Origin of the sequence: Bifidobacterium sp. UTBIF-78 (genome assembly GCF_006408945.1) — a bacterium.
In the GTDB taxonomy this organism is placed as follows: domain Bacteria; phylum Actinomycetota; class Actinomycetes; order Actinomycetales; family Bifidobacteriaceae; genus Bifidobacterium; species Bifidobacterium myosotis.
Map to the genome: position 1 here is coordinate 17377 of NZ_JFAO01000035.1, position 18005 is coordinate 35381.

The following is an 18005-nucleotide window of genomic DNA, read 5'->3' on the forward strand; positions in this document are numbered from 1 at the left end:
GACGTACAAGACACGCATATGAGACACGCATGAGACGCACCTGCAATCTCAGCGTGTTTCATGCAGCACTCATACGACATCGCATAGCACGCATGCGATGCCACGCGCCAGCGTCAGAACGCCATGCGGCAAGCCGCGCACGCCATCACTTGCGCTTGCCGACCTGCTTCTTCTCGCGGATGTTCACCGAAATCTGAATCGGCGTACCCTCGAAGCCGAACTCCTCGCGCAGCGAGCGTTCGATGTAGCGGCGGTACCCGTGATCGAGGAAGCCGGTGGCGAAGATCACGAAGCGCGGCGGGCGCGTGGATGCCTGCGTGGCGAACAGGATGCGCGGCTGCTTGCCACCACGCAACGGGTGCGGGTGGGCGGCCTGGATCTTGCCGAGGAAGGCGTTGAGCTTGCCGGTCGGGATGCGCTGATCCCACGATTCGAGCGCGGTACGCATCGCGTTGGCCAGACGGTTCGTATGCCATCCGGTCTTGGCGGACAGGTTCACGCGCTGGGCCCAGGTCACACGATCGAACTCGGTGATCCACAGGCGTTCCAGACGCTGCTTGTCGAACTCGTCCATCGCGTCCCACTTGTTGAACACCAGCACGATTGCGCGACCGGCATCCACGGCGGTGGACATCACCTTCAGATCCTGATCGGAGATCGGCTGGGAGGCATCGAACAGGATGAGCGCGAGCTCGGCGCGTTCGATGGCGGCCTGCGTGCGCAGGGAGGAATAGTATTCCGCCCCGTTGAGCTTGTGCTGACGGCGCTTGATGCCGGCCGTGTCGATGAACAGCCAATCCTCGCCGTCGACGTCGATGACCTCATCCACCGGGTCGCGTGTGGTGCCCGCAAGGTCGTTGACCACGGTGCGTTCCTCGTGCGCCAACTGGTTCAGCAGGGACGACTTGCCCACGTTCGGGCGGCCCACCAACGCCACACGACGCAGCCCGGACGGCGTGAGGAAGCCCGAGGTCTTCTCGGCCTTCTTCAACGAATCCAGCGCGACGTCAAGCAGATCGCCCACGCCACGACCGTGCATGGCGGAAACCGCGTACGGCTCCCCCAGACCGAGCTTCCAGAACTCGGCGGCCATGTATTCACTGGCCTGATCGTCGATCTTGTTGACGGCAAGGGTCACCGGCTTGCCGGCGGCACGCAGCATCTTCACGATGCGTTCGTCGGTGGAGGTCAGGCCCACAAGGCCATCCACCACGAATACCACGGCGTCGGCCAGCTGCACGGCGACCTGCGCCTGCGAGGCAATGGCCGATTCGATGCCCTCGACGTCGGCCTCCCAACCGCCCGTGTCCACCAGCTTGAAGTCGGTGCCGGCCCATTCCGCGTCATAGCTCACGCGGTCGCGGGTCACGCCGGGCGTATCCTCGACCACCGCGGCGCGACGGCCCAGAATGCGGTTCACCAGCGACGACTTGCCCACGTTCGGGCGGCCGACCACGGCCAGCACGCCCACCGGCTTGGGACCGGCCTTGCGCGTGCCGACCTCGACACCACGGCCGTTGATCAGGTTCTCGTCGTCTTCGGACAGCTCGTAATCCCGCAGGTTCGCGGCGTACTGCTCGTACTCCTGGTTCTCGATGGCCTCCTCGACCAGACCGATGAGCACATCCAGCGTGTGCTCGAAGTCCATGTCGGAGTTATCCACGGTGGTCACGCCGTCCGCGGCCGTCTGGAAGCTGGTCACCTTGGAGTCGGCCTTGTCGCGGGCCGCCACATCCTCGGCGCCGACGCCCTTGCCGCCCACGGCCTGACCGGAACGGCGGGCCTGACGAACCTCCTCACGGGCGGTGAGCAGCACGCGCACCTCGGCATCGGGCGCCACCACGGTGGTGATGTCACGTCCCTCCGCCACGACGCCAAGACCGCCGGAGAACGAATCGGCCGACGCCTCACGGGCGATGTAGGCGCGCTGTGCGGCGATGAGCACGTTGCGCACGGGAATGATGCCCGACACCTTGGAGACGTGCGTGGAGACCTCGGAGGAGCGGATGGCTTCGGAGATGTCCTCACCGTCCGCCATGACCTTCGGGTCGTCGGGGTCGACGGAGATGTCGAAGTGGTCTCCGGTGAAGAACTCCCCCACCGCTTCGGTGACCACACGCTCGTCCACCGTCTCGGCGTCCAGATCGATGCCCTGCTTCAGGCACCACCACGCGCAGGCGCGATACATGGCGCCGGTGTCGAGATAGGCATATCCGAAATACTTGGCCAGTGCCTTGGACGTGGACGATTTGCCCACGCCGGCGGGGCCGTCGATGGCGACGCGGATCACAGGCCGACCTCCTTGGACAGCGAACGGACCTCGACCGGTGACAGCACACGGTAGGAACCGGCCTTGAGGTCACCGAGCTTGATCGGTCCGATCTGGGTGCGGATCAGACGCTTGACCGGGAAGCCGATCGAGCCGAAGATACGGCGCACGATACGGTTCTTGCCGGAGTGCAGCACGACCCTGACGAGCGTACGATCGCGCGAGGAATCGAGGATCGTGCAGTGGTCGAGCTTGATCCAGCCGTCATCCAGCTGCACGCCGGTGGTCACGAGGCGGCGGCACACCGTGCCGGAGATCTTGCCTTCGAGCGTGGCGACGTAGGTCTTCTCGACCTCGTACTTCGGGTGCATGACGTGCTGCGACAGCTCGCCGTCGTTGGTCATGAGGATCAAGCCTTCGGAATCGTAGTCCAGTCGGCCCATGTGGAAGATGCGGTCGTACTTGTCGCCCACGATGTCGCGCAGCGTGTAACGGCCCTTCGGGTCGTCCATCGCAGAGAGCACTTTCCTGGGCTTGTTGAGCGCCAGGGTGACGTGGTTCGGATTGATGTGGACGCGGGAGCCGTCCACACGGACCTGCTGCTTGTGCGGGTCCACGCGGGTGCCGAGTTCGGTGACCAGCTCACCGTCCACCTCGACACGGCCCTCGGTGATCATGTCCTCGCACTTGCGGCGGGAGCCGAAGCCCGCCTGGGCGAGGACCTTCTGCAAACGGATGGAATTGGAATCGTCATGTGCGCTTCTGGCGCGGGAATATGCGTTTGGCATCGTTCTCCCAACGTGGCCGGACGGCATACCTGTCCCCTCATAGGTATTCGTAAATGGACGGTTGCCGTGAATGTGTATCGATTGCTGTTCGGTTGGCTGGCATTCCCAGCCAATTCCAACCAATACATAATACCGGGAGCCAGCGACTGCTGCTAGACTGGCGGGTTGGGCGGGTTCGCCCGTCTTCCAACAGTTGATGAAAAGGAAATGAAAATCATGGAAGAAACCAAGCAACAGCCGCTGGCCCTGCGCGTGTGCGCCGAATTGGCCGGCAGCTTCCTGCTGTGCTTCGCCATCTACGCCTTCTCCACATGGGGCTCGGCCGTGTATGGCGTCAATGTGGTCTTCACCCCCGTGGCCACCGCGCTGGCATACGCCGTGGTCACCGCGGTCTTCGCTCGCGTGTCCGGCGGCCAGCTGAACCCGGCCGTGACCGTGGCCGCCGTGCTCGCTTCGAAAACCAAGCTCGTTGATGGCGTGCTGTATGTGATCGCCCAGGTCGTCGGCGCCATCGCCGCCGCGTTCGCCGTGGTCAAGCTGCTGCCCACCTCCGAGCAGGTGGCCGCCAAGGTGTGGCTGTCCCCGGCTGTGAACGGTTTCGAGCAGGGGTCTGTTTCGTATTCGCTGCTCACGCAGTATGGCATCACATTCTCGATCACGCTGGCGATTGTGGTCGAGGTGATCGGTTCGCTGATCATCGTGGCCGCCGCCATGTCCTCGCTGGGCGAGCACGGCGAGCCGTCCGACCGCTACGCTCTCACGATGGGCGCCGCCTATGGTCTGGCGGTCGCCGTGAGCTATCCGGTGACCGGCGCCGGACTCAATCCCGCCCGTTCCACGGGTATCGCGTTGGCCGCCATGAACGAGGGTCTGACGCAGAACCCGTTGCAGCAGCTGTGGGTCTTCTGGATCAGCCCGGTGTTGGCCGCCGCCGTGGTGGCACTGGTGATGATCATCGCGCAGATGGCGACCGCGCCCAAGGTCAAGGCGGCACATCAGGAGTCCATCGATGGCGTCATCGCCGCCGACGGCAACGTCGATTCCGATGCGGCCGGCCAGCTGCCGGTGCCGGAATCGTCAGAGGATGGCGTGGCCGAACAGGCCGAAGAAACTCAGGTAGGTTACCAGCAGGCCGATTCCCAGCGCGATGCCGATGAAGGAGTCGAACGCCACTGAGCGTACCTTCCACGGGCTTCGTTCGCGCATGATCAGGCGAATCAGTCCGGTGATGATGGCCGTCACGGCAAGCACAGCCGTGGCGGCCATCGTGTATCCGAGGAATGCCAGCACGGTGGCGACGACCACGACGCCGAGCACGATCCATTCGAACCACGGCTTGCCCTCGTGGGCTTCGGAAACGTAGGGATGGTTGTGCATGTGCGGGCTTCCTTTGGATGTTATGACTGAATGTGATGACGTTGCCCGTCACGCCGGGCGCGCGACGGATGCCGATATGCCGTGTCGCACGTCTAGTAGCTGCGGCAGAAATTCGTTTATTAATTCACTACCCCTCAGACCCGCTTCGCGGGCGGCGGATGACTGCGTGGTGGGGCAAGCCGAGAAGTCAACACGCATACGACGCATCGTCATGCGAGGTTGGGCTTCCTCCCCCACGATTCACGGGAGAGGAAACCCAACCGGTCAGGACCAGTGTCCGAATCAGTGTCAGGATCAGTGGAAGAAGTGACGGGTGCCGGTGAGGTACATGGTCACGCCGGCCTGCTTGGCGGCCTCGATGACCTCCTCATCGCGGATGGACCCGCCGGGCTGTACGATGGCCTTCACGCCGGCGTCGATGAGCACCCGGGCGCCATCGGCGAACGGGAAGAAGGCGTCGGAGGCGGCCACGGAGCCCGTGGCGCGATCCGCGCCGTCGGCCAGTGTATTGGCTCGCTCGACCGCTAGATGGCAGGAATCGACGCGGTTGACCTGGCCCATGCCGATGCCCACGGTGGCCTGATCGTGGGCCAGCAGGATGGCGTTGGACTTCACGCAACGAATCGCACGCCACGCGAACACCAGATCCTTCAGGGTGTCGGCGTCGGCGGGCTCGCCGGAGACCAGCTTCCACGCATCCGGGTCGTCGCCGACCGCGTTGATGAGGTCGGTGTCCTGCACCAGCAGGCCTCCGTCGATCTGGCGGAACGACTCGTGGCCCTTCGGCGGCTCGGCCACCTTGAGGATGCGCAGGTTCTTCTTCTTGGTCTGCAGCAGCTCCAGCGCCGCGGGCTCGTAGTCAGGGGCCACGATGACTTCGGTGAAGATCGGGCGGACGCTCTCCGCCATCTCGAGGGTCACGGTGGAGTTGCAGGCGATCACGCCGCCGTATGCGCTCATCGGGTCGCAGGCGTGCGCCTTCTTGTGAGCCTCGGCCGCGGTGGCGCCGATGGCCAGTCCGCACGGGTTGTTGTGCTTGACCACTGCCACGGCGATGGACGGCGCCATATCCCACACGGTGCGCCAGGCGGCGTCGGCGTCCACGTAGTTGTTGTAGCTCATCGGCTTGCCGCCCAGCTGCTCGGCATGGGCGAATCCGGTCTGGTTCAGCGGGTCGATATACAGCGCGGCCTGCTGGTGGGAGTTCTCGCCATAGCGCAGGATGTGCGCACGGTCCCAGGTGCGGGTGAACTGGCTCGGGAACTTGGCGGAATCCACTTCCGCACCCTGATCGTCATGGTCGATCTCGGCCGCGTCCAGCGATGCCGGCTTGGGCCAGTGCTTGGCCGTCCACTCGTTGATGGTGGCGTCGTATGCGGCGGTGTGCGCGAAGGCCTTGGCGGCGAGCCACTTGCGTTCCTCAAGGGAGAATCCGGTGCCGTCGGCCACACGGGCGGCCACCAGCGCGTAATCGTTCGGATCGGTGACGATGGCCACCGTGGCGTGGTTCTTGGCCGCGCCGCGGACCATGGAGGGGCCGCCGATGTCGATCTTCTCGATGGTGTCGGCCTCGGATGCGCCGGAACGCACGGTGTCGGCGAAGGGGTACAGGTTGACGACCACGAGATCGAACGGCTTGATGCCGAACTCCTCAAGCTGCTTGGCATGCTCAGGGTTGGTCATATCGGCCAGGATGCCGGCGTGGATGTACGGGTGCAGGGTCTTGACACGGCCGTCCAGGCATTCCGGGAAACCGGTGACCTCGGAGACCTCGGTGACCTTGACGCCAAGTTCGGCGAGCTTCTTGGCCGTGGACCCGGTGGAGACGACCTCGGTGCCGGCCTTCACGAACGCCGCGGCGAGAACCTCGATGCCTTCCTTATGAAAGACGGAAACCAGTGCTCGGCGTATCGGCCGGTTCGTGTTTGTCATCCTGTTCCTCCTTGGATTGTGGTGGTTGTGGTTGCGATTGTTCATGTCCGACGACCGAGCGTACGCGCGCGGGGCCGTGGTCCGCGCCCTCAGGCGCGGAACGGGTGTGTGATTGCCTGGTATGCTCAGCCATCCAGCCTATCGAAAAAACGAGTGCGGTGCCAATCAGCGCCACCACCCAAGCCATGGCCAATCCGAGGGCGGTGGAATGCCCCACGGCCCGTGTGGAGGCCATGACGTCAACGCCCACATGCGCGAGACGGTGCTGGCCGAGCGAGCCGTTCGACATGGCGAACATCAGCGTGGAGGCCAGCGATACCAGCACTGCGCTCAGGCAGAACGCTCCTGCGGGATATGCCAGATCGAGTATCGCCTTCTGTCGTTCGGACGCCTTGCGGATGCTGCCGGGACGGTATCCAAAGCCCTGCGGCAGGAACAATGCCAGCAGTCCGACGATGATGCCGACGGCGAATGGCGTATTCAGGGCGATGGTGCGCCATATCTCGTTCGTAACAGGTTCCGGCAGCATGCCGAACACGGGAACGGCCGGCAGGTCCTTGGATTGGCCCACCCACAGGGTGAAACTGGCCACATCGCCGATGGCGAACCCGGCGCCGAAGAGCCAGGAGACCGCCCATAGCATGAGATTCGGCAACCATATGACCATGGCTACCGTCGTCAAGATGCGGGACCCCATCTCCATGCCTGACAGCTCATACACCGCTACCACGGCGGCATGGTTGCGCACCGCCCAGACGACGACGGTAATCAGCCCGATGATCAGATACACTCCGATGATGAGCCCCGCGACTACCGTGCCCATCGTCAGGCAACGCCTGACCTGAGGCGAGGATTGCTCGCGCGCCCAGCCCGTCAGCTCCTTGATCTTCGCCGACTGCGGCAGGGCCACGCACAGATAGGCCACGGTGAATACGATGGCCGCTTTGAGCAGGACCAGCCACTGGTCGTCGATCAGACCGAGATGCACCGACTGGCGGAACAGCTCGTTCGTCACCAGCCAGACCACCAGACCACTGGCATAGGAGTGTGGACCGGTGGCCTTGAGCCGCGTCAACATCGCGGCGATCAGCCATATCAGCAGGATGGTGAGCAATAACGGCGTGATGGTCAGTGTGACCGCATCGGTGGCGAATCCGGAGCCCTCGCTCAGCAGCACCATGGCCTGGGTGAGACTTGTGGTGCTTGTGGTGAGGTTCCCGCCGCCTTCCTCCATGGAGATCACGAGCAGCATCAACGCAATGTAGCAGCCCAGTGCGATGGCGTAGATGGCCATGGATGCGAGGGACGCGATGGCACCTCGCACCCATTGGCGAATCACTGCTTTCATATACCTAACCTAGGCCGGCGGCGCTCAGTCGATATTGGCCTTGGCCAGCACGTCACGCATGATCTGGGCGGCCTGTCCCGGCGTCTTGCCCACGGGGATGCCTGCGGCCTCAAGCGCGTTCTTCTTGTCCTGCGCGGTGCCCTTTCCGCCGGAGACGATGGCGCCGGCATGGCCCATCTGCTTGCCTTCGGGGGCGGTGAAGCCGGCGATGTAGGCCACGACCGGCTTGGTCATGTGCTCCTTGGCCCAGGCGGCCGCCTCCTGCTCGGCGAAACCGCCGATCTCGCCGATCATCATGACGGCCTTCGTATCGGGATCGGCCTCGAACGCCTCAAGCGCCTCGAGCAGCGTGGTGCCCACGATCGGATCGCCGCCGGCGCCGAGGCATGCGGTGAATCCGATGTCGGACAGCTCGCCCATCAGCTGGTAGGTCAGGGTGCCGGACTTGGAGACCAGACCCAGAGGCCCACGGCCGACGATGCCGTCCGGAATGATGCCGAGGTTGACGCCCGGCTCGCCGAGCGTGATGAGACCAGGGCAGTTCGGTCCGATGACGCGGGTGCCCTTCTCCAAGGCGAGCTCCACGAAGTAGGCGGAATCGGCCACCGGAATGCCCTCGGTGATGACCACCACCAGTTCGATGCCGGCCTCGATGGCCTCGACCACGGCGTCCTTGGCGAAGCGCGGCGGCACAAACACCACGCTGGCCTTCGCGCCGGTCGCCTCGCGCGCTTCGGCGCAGGTGGCGTAGACGGGAATCTCGGCGTCCTGACCGTCCCGAGCCGCCGGATAGGTCACGGTGGTGCCGGCCTTGCGCGGGTTCACTCCGCCCACGATGTTGGTGCCGGCCTTCAGCATGCGCGCGGTATGGGTCATACCCTGATGACCGGTCATGCCCTGAACGATGACCGGAGCGCCGTCTTCAATGAACAGCATCAGCGAACCTCCTTGGACTTGATGGCCTCGGCCGCGAGTTGGGCCGCCTTCTGTGCAGCGCCTTCCATGGTCTCGGACACATGGATGGTGGGGTTGTTGGCCTCGGCGAGAATCTGCAGACCCTCGGTTGCGGCGTTGCCGTCGAAGCGCACGACGATCGGCTTGGAGCTGACCAGCGTCTTGACCGCTTCAAGGATGCCGTTGGCCACCTCCACGCATGAGGTGATGCCGCCGTACACGTTGATGAACACGGATTCGACCTGCGGGTCGGACAGCACGATCTCCAGGCTGCCGGCCATGACCGACGCGGAGGCGCCGCCGCCGATATCGAGGAAGTTGGCCGGCTTGATGCCTGTGCCCTGCTCCTCGCCAGCACCGGATACGGCGTCGAGGGAGCTCATGACCAGACCGGCGCCGTTGCCGATCACGCCGACCTCGCCATGCAGGTGCACGTAGTGCAGGCCGTGTTCGCGGGCCTTCTGCTCGAACGGATCGGGCACAATCGGATCGACGAAGCGCGTCCAACCGTCATGGCGGAAGGCGGCGTTGTCGTCCAGGGAGATCTTGGCGTCAAGGGCGCACAGCTGCTTGCTGGATTCGTCGTCCGGATCGCCGATCTTCGCCAGCGGGTTGATCTCCACGAGGGTGGCGTCGTTCTCCTTGAAGCAGCGCCACATCTTGAGCAGGATCTGCGCGGCCTGATCCACGTCGGCATGGTAGAAACCGATGCTTTCGGCCATCTTGGTGGCCGCCGCGAGATCGAAATCGCCGAGCGCCTCGATGTGCAGACGCTTGACGGATTCCGGATGCTCCTTGGCAATCTCCTCCACCTCGGTGCCGCCGTTGGCGGTGGCCAGCACGTCGAAGTCGCGCGAGGTACGGTCCACGGAGATGGACACGTAGTATTCGTGCAGGATGTTCTTGGCCTCGGCCACGAGCACGCCCGACACCTTATGGCCGTGGATGGTCATCGGCAGAATCGACTCGGACTCGAGAATGGCCTCGTCGCGGTTGTGGGCGATCTTGACGCCGCCCGCCTGACCGCGGTGGCCGATTTTCACCTGCGCCTTGATGACGCAAGGATAGCCAATCTTGTCCGCCGCTTCGGCGACCTCATGGGAATTCTGGGCGAAAATGGCACCCGGCGTGGGGATGTCCTGTTCCTCAAGCAACTGACGTGCCTGGTATTCGTAAAGATCCATGGATCCTTCCCTGATGTAAAAACGATGGTCCGGCATGCAACTGTACATGTTACATGCCGGACCATGACAATGATGATTGCTCCGTGAGAAGCCCGGATTATGACTCCCGGATGGACGCTCAGGCGGGCATGGAGACCAGCGAGCTGGTGGGCACGCCGCCAAGCTTGTCGATGCCGTCGAGACCTTCCAGTCGCATCACGAAGCTGAAGCCGACCACCGTGCCGCCGGCCTTCTCGATCAGATCGGCGCCGGCCTTGGCCGTGCCGCCGGTGGCGATGAGGTCATCGACAATCAGGACGCGCTCCCCGTGGGCCACGGCTTCGGTCTCGATCTCCACGCTGGCGGTGCCGTATTCGAGATCATAGGACTCGCCGATGGTCTCGGGCGGCAGTTTGCCGGCTTTGCGGATGGCGATGAATCCCTTCCCCAGATGCGCGGCCAGCGACGGTCCGAAGAGGAATCCGCGGGACTCCAATCCGGCGATGGCGTCGAATTCATCCGGTGCGACCGGCAACGCCTCCTCCAGCGCCTTCAACAGGATCTTCAGGCCCCTCGGGTCCGCAAGTACCGGCATGAAATCACGGAAGATGATGCCTTCCTTGGGGAATCCGGGAACGGACCGGATAAGGGACACCATATACGCGGCGTCCTCCTGCCCGACCTTGTCCAACGACTCGATGGTGATGTCCGACTGTGCCATGTGCTCGTCCCCTATATATCTCGATATATTGCTGGCTGGCTTATGCTAAGCGCATCGGCGACGGCGCGACGCCGATGCCTGCACGATTGATCGCGGTCATTGCGACCGCAATCACAAACTGCTTCGACTACTTGGATTCGCCGCTGTTCTGCTGCTTCGTCTCGGTCGCGGTCTCGGTCTCGGACTGCTCAAGCGCGGATTCGACCGGGACCTGTGCGGAATCGTCGGTGTTCTGGGAGTCGTCGGACTCGTTGGCGTCCTCGGACAGCGGGTTGCCGTTCTCATCGACCTCATCATCGGAGACATAGGCCGGACGGGTGTATTCGCGGGCGATGGCGTTGAAAGCGAACCGCATCTTGGAGCCCTCGGAATCGATGACGATCTCCTCGTACTGCTCGTCGACCTCGACGACCTTGCCGATCACCTGGCCGATGGTGATGACCTCGGTGCCGGGCTGGAGGTTGCGGCGGAAGTCCTGACGCTCCTGCTGCTGCTGCTTCGACTTCTTCGACTGCCACCACATCATGCCGCCGATGACCACGACCATGACGATGAGCATAATATACGATGAATCCACGGGGAAACTCCTTCAGACAACGGTCACGGCCACATGTTGACGCATAACCGGATTGTGCAAACAGGCAAAAGTCTAGAAGAGCTTACTGACATCATCTCTGGGCGTAAGGCCCAGATGACGCCATGCCTTTTCGGTGGCCACACGGCCTTTGGGGGTGCGTATGAGGAAACCCTCGCGCACGAGATACGGCTCGCAGACGGTTTCGACGGTCTCCGACTCCTCGCCCACCATGGCTGACAGGTTGTTGAGTCCCACCGGGCCGCCGTTGAAGTTGCGTACGATGGCCTCCAGCACGGCGATGTCCAACCGGTCGAGCCCCTCGGAATCAATCTGGTACAGCGCCAGCGCCTCCTTGACATCGTCCGGACGCACCACAATGAGATCATGGACTATCGCCCAATCGCGTACGCGCCGCAGCAGACGGTTTGCGATTCGCGGCGTGCCGCGCGAACGCAGCGCAAGCTCATGCGCCGACCCTGCATCAAGGTTCACGCCCAGCACGTTGGCGGAGCGTTCGACGAGTTTCTCCAGCTCTTCATGCGGATAGTAGTCCAGATGGGCGGTGAAGCCGAAACGCGCGCGCAACGGGCTGGGCAGCATGCCCTCCCTCGTCGTGGCGCCGATGACGGTGAAGCGCGGCAGCGTCAGGGGGATGGAGCTGGCACCGGGTCCTTTGCCCACCATCACATCGACACGGAAGTCCTCCATAGCGATGTACAGCAGCTCCTCGGCGGCGCGGGGCAGACGATGGATCTCGTCGATGAACAGCACCTCGCCGGTGTCCAATGAGCTGAGAATGGAGGCCAGATCGCCGGCATGCTGCACCGCCGGGCCCGAGGTGACGCGAATCGGCACCTCCAGTTCGTTGGCCACGATCATGGCCAACGTGGTCTTGCCGAGTCCCGGAGGGCCGGCGAGCAAGATATGGTCGGGCGGCACGTCGCGTTTGCGCGCGGCGTCGAGGAACAGCTGGAGCTGCGCCTTGAGCCGTGGCTGGCCGATGAATCCGTCCAGCACATGCGGTCGCAGCTCCTCGTCGCTCACCGGCTCGTTGCCGATGGGCTGGGAGGACACCATGCGCAGCGACTCCTCATTGGCGCCGGTGTTCGAGGTGCCGAAATCCATCTCCTCGGCCATCAGCGCCCCCTATCCATCAATGCCAGTGCGAAACGCAGCACGCGCGGCACATCCTCGGCGGACAGCGGCGTGTTGACATCGTTCTCCTTGATCGCCTCGTTGACCGCCTGCTGGGCGTCCTGCTGACGCCATCCCAGCGAAATCAGGCCTTCGATGACCTGTTCCATGCCGGTATCCACCGGAGCCTGCGCCGTCGCCGCGGCGGCGGGCGAATCCTCGATCCGGCTCAGATCGATGGACCCCTTGAGTTCGAGGATGATCTTCTGGGCGCCCTTTTTGCCGAGGCCCGGAGCCTTGGCCAGCGTGGTCGCGTCGTTGTCCGCGATGGCATGCGCCAGCTGGATCGGAGTCAGGGTGGACAGCAACGATTGCGCCACCTTGGGGCCGATTCCGGACACCTTGATGAGCTGCAGGAACGTCTTCTTGGCGTCGCGGTCGAGGAATCCGTGCAAGGTGACCGCATCCTGCGAGACGTTCATGTAGGTGTAGACGCGCGCATCCTGACCGGCGTGGAGCCGCCCCAGATCGGTGGCGGACATGCGGACCTCGTATCCGACTCCCCCGACGTCAATCAGTGCGGTATCGGCATCCACCGATTCGACCCGCCCGTTCAGCATGCCGATCATCCCCGCTCCTCCCCTGCGATATCACGAACATCACCCAATAATCGAACAACTGTTCGAAGTATACTACATGCCGCGGTCGTGATTGAAGCGGCGGCGTGGCGCACGTTGGGCCGCCTCGGCCCACTGCCGTTGGGCCGCCGTCAGATGCTGTTCCCGCTCCCCTCCCTGCAGTGCGCCCGCAGGACGCAGCGCATGGCAAATCGCCAGCGCCAAGGCATCGGCGGCATCGGCCGGGGTGGGCATCTTGGTGAGGTTGAGGATGCGCGTGACCATGCGCTCCACCTGAATCTTCTGGGCCTGCCCGTTGCCGGTGATGGCGAGCTTCGCCTCGGTCGGTGTATGCAGGGCGACCGGGATGTTGCGCTGGGCGGCGGCCAGCATGGCCAGGCCGGCCGCCTGGGCGGTGCCCAGCACGGTGTTGCGGTTGGACTGCGCGAACACGCGTTCGATGGACACGCTGTCCGGCGCGAACCGGTCCATCTTCTCCGACAAACCGTTGTATATGGCCAACAGTCGCAGGTCCTGGGAGATGTCGGGCGAGGATCGCACCACATCCACATGGATAAACGAAAGCCGGCGATGTTCGCCGGCTTCGATCACGCCGACCCCGCAGCGTGTGAGCCCGGGATCGACGCCAAGGATGATCACTGGGGATTACTCCTCGTCGAGCTGGGCCATGACCTCGTCGGAGGCGGTCCAGTTGGAGTAGATGTTCTGTACATCGTCCAGATCATCGAGGTTGTCGATGAGCTTGGAGACCTTGCGGGCGTCCTCAAGGCTCAGCTCGACCTCGTTCTTCGGCTCCATGACCTGATCGGCGGAGTCGTAGTCGAAGCCGGCGTCCTGCAGGGCCTTGCGCACGGCGAACAGATCGGACGGGCCGGTGATGACGGTGAACACCTCGCCGTTGTCCTGAACGTCCTCGGCACCGGCCTCGGCGGCGGTCTCGAAGAGCTTGTCGAAGTCAACGCCCTCGGACGGGACCACGATCTGGCCCTTACGCTCGAAGTTGAAGGAGACGGAGCCGGAGGTGGCCAGGGAGCCGTTGCCCTTGGTCAACGTGGAGCGGACTTCGGCGGCGGCGCGGTTGCGGTTGTCGGTCAGGCACTCGATGATGAGGCCCACGCCGGCGGGCGCGTAGCCCTCGTAGACGATGTCCTCATAGTTGGCGGCGCCATCCTCGGCACCGGAGCCACGCTTGACGGCGCGGGTGATGTTGTCGGCCGGCATGGAGGCCTTCTTGGCCTTGTAGATGGCGTCGTACAGGGACGGGTTGCCGTCCGGATCGCCGCCGCCCAGACGGGCCGCGATCTCGATGTTCTTGATGAGCTTGGCGAAGAGCTTGCCGCGCTTGGCGTCGATGGCGGCCTTCTTGTTCTTGGTGGTCGCCCACTTGGAATGACCTGACATAATGCTCCTAGCGATTAAACGGATGATGTCAAACGAAGCGATTATAGGCCGTCAATCAGACATACCCGGGATTATGACCGAAAACTGTACTCGAAAACATGCCCGGCGACGGCCCGCAGCCAGCCGCCGGTCCGACGAGCCTGGGACGACGGGCCGGAGCCGGCGGACTGTATCAGCGAATCCGGCCGGCGGACCAGTGGATCGGCTCGGCGGACCGCTGAATCGGCTCGACTGGCCGGTTCAGCGGTCCAGCGGCAGCCCCGACTGCGGCGCGAGCCGCGTGAACGCCTCGGCGTAGGCGGCCCGCTGGTCGGACAGAAGAATCGGCATGGTACGGGTCTCGGCCACAATCGGCATGAAGTTCGCGTCGCCGTTCCAACGTGGCACCACATGCTGATGCAGGTGCGCGGCCACGCCGGCGCCAGCCACCTCGCCCTGGTTGATGCCGATGTTGTACCCGTCCGGGTGGGATACGGTCTCCATCACCTTCATGGCGAGCGTGGTGGCCTTCTCGAATTCGAACAGCTCGTCGTCGTCAAGTTCGGTGATGAACCCCACATGGCGGTACGGGCAGATCATGAGATGCCCCACGTTGTAGGGGTAGAGGTTCATGATGGCGAACACATGCGTGCCGCGCCAGGCGATCAGGCCGTCCTCGTCGGACTTCTTCGGCCCGGCGCAGAACGGGCATTCCTTGGATTTCGGCTTGGTCGGCCGCCCCTCCGCGTTGCGCAGCACGTAGGTCATGCGCTGCGGGGTCCACAGGCGCTCGACCGTGTCCTCCTGCGGCGGGAAACCGGCCGGGTCGTCGATACGCACGTCATCGGTCATCTGATTCGCACCTCTCCATATCCCATAATCGGTATGCATCAATCCGCATACGTCCTCATGCGCATCCGCATGCATACTATCCGGATATTTCCGAATATATATCCGGATATATCCGGACCGTCCTATATATGGATTCGGCTCCCCCAGGAAGGGAGCCGCCCGGTCGCAGAGGAACCGCCGGGAGATGCCGGATGCAGATGCACCGGATCTCTTACGGTCCCCGCGCGAGCGGCTTCCCTTCCCGGGGGAGCCGAATCACGTCAGGGCAATAACGCCAAGCTTGCGGACGTCAGCCCTGTTGGCGTCGGTCTCCCGCTGCGATCAGGCCGCGGGCTCGGCCAACGCGGCGTTGAAGTCGTCCACGGAGTTGACCTGGACGCGCTTCTTGATCACGGCGAGGATGTCGGCGCGGGCCTCGTCCACCGGCACGCCATTGAGCTGGCTGCCGTCGCGGAAGCGGAAGCTCACCGCGTTGTTGTTCATGTCCTCCTCGCCGACGATGAGGATGAATGGCGCCTTGGACTTGGAGGCGTTGCGGATCTTCTTGCCGAAGCGGTCGTCGGAGGAATCGATCTCGCAGCGGACCATCTCGTCCTCGAGGGACTTGACGAACTCCTCGAGGTGCGGGGCGAACTCGTCGGCCACCGGCACGCCGAGCACCTGGATCGGGGCAAGCCACGCCGGGAACGCGCCGGCGTAGTGTTCGAGCAGCACGGCGAAGAAGCGCTCGATGGAGCCGAACAGGGCACGGTGAATCATCACCGGGCGCTGGTGGGTGCCATCCTTCGCGATGTACTCGAGCTGGAAGCGCTCGGGCAGGTTGAAGTCGAGCTGGATGGTCGAGACCTGCCAGGTGCGGCCGATGGCGTCGCGGGCCTGCACGGAGATCTTCGGGCCGTAGAAGGCGGCGCCGCCCGGATCGGCCACGAGATGCAGACCGGACTCCTTGGCGACCTCGGCGAGCGTGTTGGTCGCCTCCTCCCAGATCTCATCGGAGCCGACGTACTTGTTCGGGTCCTTGGTGGACAGCTCGAGGTAGAAGTCGCTCAGGCCGAAGTCCTTGAGCACCTTGAGCACGAAGGTGAGCAGGTTGGTCAGCTCGCCCTTCATCTGCTCGCGGGTGCAGTAGATGTGGGAATCATCCTGCGTAAGGCCGCGCACACGGGTCAGGCCGTGGACCTCGCCGGACTTCTCGTAGCGGTACACGGTGCCGAACTCGAAGAGGCGCAGCGGCAGCTCGCGGTAGGAGCGCTGGCGGGACTTGAAGATCAGGTTGTGCATCGGGCAGTTCATCGGCTTGAGGTAGTAGTCGAAGCCGGGCTTGGTCACGTTGCCGTCCTCGTCGTACTCCTCATCGAGGTGCATCGGCGGGTACATGCCGTCCTTGTACCAGTGCAGGTGGCCGGAGGTCTCGTACAGGCCGCCCTTGGTGATGTGCGGGGTCTGCACGAAGCTGTAGTGGTACTTGCGGTGCATCTCGCGGGAGTAGTCCTCCATCGCGTTGATCACCGCGGCGCCCTTCGGGTGGAACACGGCCAGGCCCGGGCCGATCTCGTCCGGGAAGGAGAACAGGTCCATTTCGGCGCCGAGCTTGCGGTGGTCGCGCTTGGCGGCCTCCTCGAGACGGGTCTGGTAGGCCTTGAGATCCTCCTTGGAGGCCCATGCGGTGCCGTAGATGCGCTGCATGGTCGGGTTCTTCTCGCTGCCACGCCAGTAGGCGGCGGCGGAACGCTCGATCTTGAAGGCCTTGATGAAGTGCGTGTTCGGCAGGTGCGGTCCGCGGCACAGGTCCTTCCACACCACGTTGCCGTCACGGTCGACGTTGTCGTAGAAGCTGAGCTCCTTGCCGGAGATCTCGGTGGCGGTGGACGGGTCGAGGTGCGCTTCCTTGTCCTTGATCAGCTCGATCTTGAACGGCTGGTCGGCCTCCTCGGCCAGCGCCTCCTCCTCGGTGACCGTGCGGCGGCGGAAGGACTGCGCGGACTTGATGATCCGCTGCATGTGCTTCTCGATGTTCTTCAGGTCGTCCGGGGTGAACGGCTGTTCGACCTGGAAGTCGTAGTAGAAGCCGTCCTTGATGATCGGGCCCACGCCGAGTTTGGCGTCCGGGAACAGTTCCTGGACCGCCTGGGCCATGACGTGCGTGGCCGAATGGCGCATGATGCCGAGACCGTCCTCGCTGTCGAGGGCGACGGCTTCGACGGTGTCGCCGTCGGTGAGGGGCGTGTACAGGTCGCGCAGTTCGCCGTTGAGACGCACGGCGATGATGTTCTTGTCATCCGCGAAGAGCTCGACGCCGGTGGTGGTTGCTTCCACCTCCTTCGCTTCGCCGTTGACTGTTATGGAGATGGTAGCTTGCGCCATGATTTGTCCTTTGCTATCGGGGTCCGCGGTACTAATGTGCAGGCCTGGACTGGTTAATCAACAGTCGTCACCATAGGCAGGGCATACGACAAACCGGGACGGACCAGAACAAGCCAGAACGGACCGGGTTGGAGCCGGAAAACGAAAAAGCCTCACCGCGATGGTGAGGCTCGAACTGGAGCGGACAACGGGACTCGAACCCGCGGTCTCAACCTTGGCAAGGTTGCGCTTTACCAACTAAGCTATGTCCGCAAAGGAATCCGCCGTGAGAAGCGGTTTCCAGTGGGCGATGTAGGAATCGAACCTACGACCCCTTCGGTGTGAACGAAGTGCGCTAGCCGCTGCGCCAATCGCCCGAAATCAATCGGTATTCAGTTATATCGGCGATACAAGTTCGTCTGCGTGGGCGATACAAGATTCGAACTTGTGACCCCTTCCGTGTCAGGGAAGTGCGCTACCTCTGCGCCAACCGCCCGGGTCTGCTCATTCATGCGAATTGCTTCGCGGT

The 18005-nt window shown here is 63.7% G+C and carries 16 protein-coding genes and 3 tRNA genes; 1 reads left to right on the plus strand and 18 read right to left on the minus strand.

Features of this window, described 5'->3' with window-relative positions; translation table 11 throughout:
• Positions 1-145: 145 nt before the first annotated feature.
• A complete protein-coding gene (gene der / locus BG22_RS08190) occupies positions 146-2290 on the minus strand; it encodes a bifunctional cytidylate kinase/GTPase Der (protein ID WP_094668104.1) in 2145 nt (714 codons plus the stop codon).
• A complete protein-coding gene (locus tag BG22_RS08195; RefSeq protein ID WP_094668105.1) occupies positions 2287-3057 on the minus strand; it encodes a pseudouridine synthase in 771 nt (256 codons plus the stop codon). Before BG22_RS08195 ends, der begins: the two co-directional genes overlap by 4 nt.
• Before the next feature lie 216 nt (positions 3058-3273).
• Here BG22_RS08195 and BG22_RS08200 point away from each other — a divergent pair, with 216 nt between their 5' ends.
• Entirely contained in the window at positions 3274-4233 is a 960-nt protein-coding gene (locus BG22_RS08200) for an MIP/aquaporin family protein (protein ID WP_140494733.1), read from the plus strand.
• Here the strand turns inward: BG22_RS08200 and BG22_RS08205 are convergent.
• The 16 genes from BG22_RS08205 to BG22_RS08280 all read right to left on the minus strand — a co-directional run bounded on the left by BG22_RS08205 (position 4135) and on the right by BG22_RS08280 (position 17972).
• Entirely contained in the window at positions 4135-4434 is a 300-nt protein-coding gene (locus BG22_RS08205; protein ID WP_140494735.1) for a DUF3017 domain-containing protein, read from the minus strand. The two genes, BG22_RS08200 and BG22_RS08205, sit on opposite strands and share 99 nt — an antisense overlap.
• A gap of 294 nt (positions 4435-4728) precedes the next feature.
• Positions 4729-6366 (minus strand): bifunctional phosphoribosylaminoimidazolecarboxamide formyltransferase/IMP cyclohydrolase, encoded by a 1638-nt coding sequence (purH, locus tag BG22_RS08210; protein WP_140494736.1) that lies wholly within the window; start codon positions 6364-6366, stop codon positions 4729-4731.
• Positions 6314-7714: a DUF6350 family protein gene (locus BG22_RS08215; RefSeq protein ID WP_140494738.1), complete on the minus strand. Its 1401-nt coding sequence runs from the start codon at positions 7712-7714 to the stop codon at positions 6314-6316. The genes purH and BG22_RS08215 overlap by 53 nt, the downstream gene beginning before the upstream one ends.
• Positions 7715-7738: 24 nt before the next feature.
• Positions 7739-8650, minus strand: coding sequence for a succinate--CoA ligase subunit alpha (gene sucD / locus BG22_RS08220; RefSeq protein ID WP_140494741.1), 912 nt, complete (start codon positions 8648-8650; stop codon positions 7739-7741).
• A complete protein-coding gene (gene sucC / locus BG22_RS08225) occupies positions 8650-9852 on the minus strand; it encodes an ADP-forming succinate--CoA ligase subunit beta (RefSeq protein WP_094668110.1) in 1203 nt (400 codons plus the stop codon). The genes sucD and sucC overlap by 1 nt, the downstream gene beginning before the upstream one ends.
• Before the next feature lie 118 nt (positions 9853-9970).
• Positions 9971-10552 (minus strand): adenine phosphoribosyltransferase, encoded by a 582-nt coding sequence (locus BG22_RS08230; RefSeq protein WP_094668111.1) that lies wholly within the window; start codon positions 10550-10552, stop codon positions 9971-9973.
• A gap of 127 nt (positions 10553-10679) precedes the next feature.
• Positions 10680-11111: a preprotein translocase subunit YajC gene (gene yajC, locus BG22_RS08235; protein WP_140494765.1), complete on the minus strand. Its 432-nt coding sequence runs from the start codon at positions 11109-11111 to the stop codon at positions 10680-10682.
• A 90-nt stretch (positions 11112-11201) separates the two neighbouring features.
• Positions 11202-12266: a Holliday junction branch migration DNA helicase RuvB gene (gene ruvB, locus BG22_RS08240; RefSeq protein ID WP_094668113.1), complete on the minus strand. Its 1065-nt coding sequence runs from the start codon at positions 12264-12266 to the stop codon at positions 11202-11204.
• Entirely contained in the window at positions 12266-12892 is a 627-nt protein-coding gene (gene ruvA / locus BG22_RS08245) for a Holliday junction branch migration protein RuvA (protein ID WP_140494743.1), read from the minus strand. The genes ruvB and ruvA overlap by 1 nt, the downstream gene beginning before the upstream one ends.
• Positions 12893-12955: 63 nt before the next feature.
• Entirely contained in the window at positions 12956-13540 is a 585-nt protein-coding gene (gene ruvC / locus BG22_RS08250; protein ID WP_140494745.1) for a crossover junction endodeoxyribonuclease RuvC, read from the minus strand.
• Between the two features lie 6 nt (positions 13541-13546).
• On the minus strand, positions 13547-14302 hold the full coding sequence (locus BG22_RS08255) for a YebC/PmpR family DNA-binding transcriptional regulator (protein ID WP_094668116.1): 756 nt from the start codon (positions 14300-14302) through the stop codon (positions 13547-13549).
• A 240-nt stretch (positions 14303-14542) separates the two neighbouring features.
• A complete protein-coding gene (locus BG22_RS08260; protein ID WP_140494747.1) occupies positions 14543-15133 on the minus strand; it encodes an HIT domain-containing protein in 591 nt (196 codons plus the stop codon).
• A 321-nt stretch (positions 15134-15454) separates the two neighbouring features.
• Positions 15455-17497, minus strand: coding sequence for a threonine--tRNA ligase (gene thrS, locus BG22_RS08265; RefSeq protein ID WP_140494749.1), 2043 nt, complete (start codon positions 17495-17497; stop codon positions 15455-15457).
• Between the two features lie 176 nt (positions 17498-17673).
• Positions 17674-17749: transfer RNA gene (locus BG22_RS08270), tRNA-Gly, on the minus strand.
• Positions 17750-17780: 31 nt separating this feature from the next.
• Positions 17781-17853, minus strand: a tRNA-Val gene (locus BG22_RS08275).
• Positions 17854-17900: 47 nt separating this feature from the next.
• A tRNA-Val gene (locus tag BG22_RS08280) sits at positions 17901-17972 on the minus strand.
• Positions 17973-18005 lie beyond the last annotated feature (33 nt).

Bases quoted from the DNA above. Each gene is read 5' to 3' on its own strand.
- BG22_RS08195 (WP_094668105.1), bottom strand. From the start codon at position 3,057: ATGCCAAACGCATATTCCCGCGCCAGAAGCGCACATGACGATTCCAAT.
- ruvB (WP_094668113.1), bottom strand. From the start codon at position 12,266: ATGGCCGAGGAGATGGATTTCGGCACCTCGAACACCGGCGCCAATGAG.
- sucC (WP_094668110.1), bottom strand. From the start codon at position 9,852: ATGGATCTTTACGAATACCAGGCACGTCAGTTGCTTGAGGAACAGGAC.
- BG22_RS08255 (WP_094668116.1), bottom strand. From the start codon at position 14,302: ATGTCAGGTCATTCCAAGTGGGCGACCACCAAGAACAAGAAGGCCGCC.
- BG22_RS08215 (WP_140494738.1), bottom strand. From the start codon at position 7,714: ATGAAAGCAGTGATTCGCCAATGGGTGCGAGGTGCCATCGCGTCCCTC.
- BG22_RS08260 (WP_140494747.1), bottom strand. From the start codon at position 15,133: ATGACCGATGACGTGCGTATCGACGACCCGGCCGGTTTCCCGCCGCAG.
- ruvA (WP_140494743.1), bottom strand. From the start codon at position 12,892: ATGATCGGCATGCTGAACGGGCGGGTCGAATCGGTGGATGCCGATACC.
- sucD (WP_140494741.1), bottom strand. From the start codon at position 8,650: ATGCTGTTCATTGAAGACGGCGCTCCGGTCATCGTTCAGGGCATGACC.
- BG22_RS08200 (WP_140494733.1), top strand. From the start codon at position 3,274: ATGGAAGAAACCAAGCAACAGCCGCTGGCCCTGCGCGTGTGCGCCGAA.
- BG22_RS08230 (WP_094668111.1), bottom strand. From the start codon at position 10,552: ATGGCACAGTCGGACATCACCATCGAGTCGTTGGACAAGGTCGGGCAG.
- yajC (WP_140494765.1), bottom strand. From the start codon at position 11,111: ATGCTCATCGTCATGGTCGTGGTCATCGGCGGCATGATGTGGTGGCAG.
- thrS (WP_140494749.1), bottom strand. From the start codon at position 17,497: ATGGCGCAAGCTACCATCTCCATAACAGTCAACGGCGAAGCGAAGGAG.
- BG22_RS08205 (WP_140494735.1), bottom strand. From the start codon at position 4,434: ATGCACAACCATCCCTACGTTTCCGAAGCCCACGAGGGCAAGCCGTGG.
- purH (WP_140494736.1), bottom strand. From the start codon at position 6,366: ATGACAAACACGAACCGGCCGATACGCCGAGCACTGGTTTCCGTCTTT.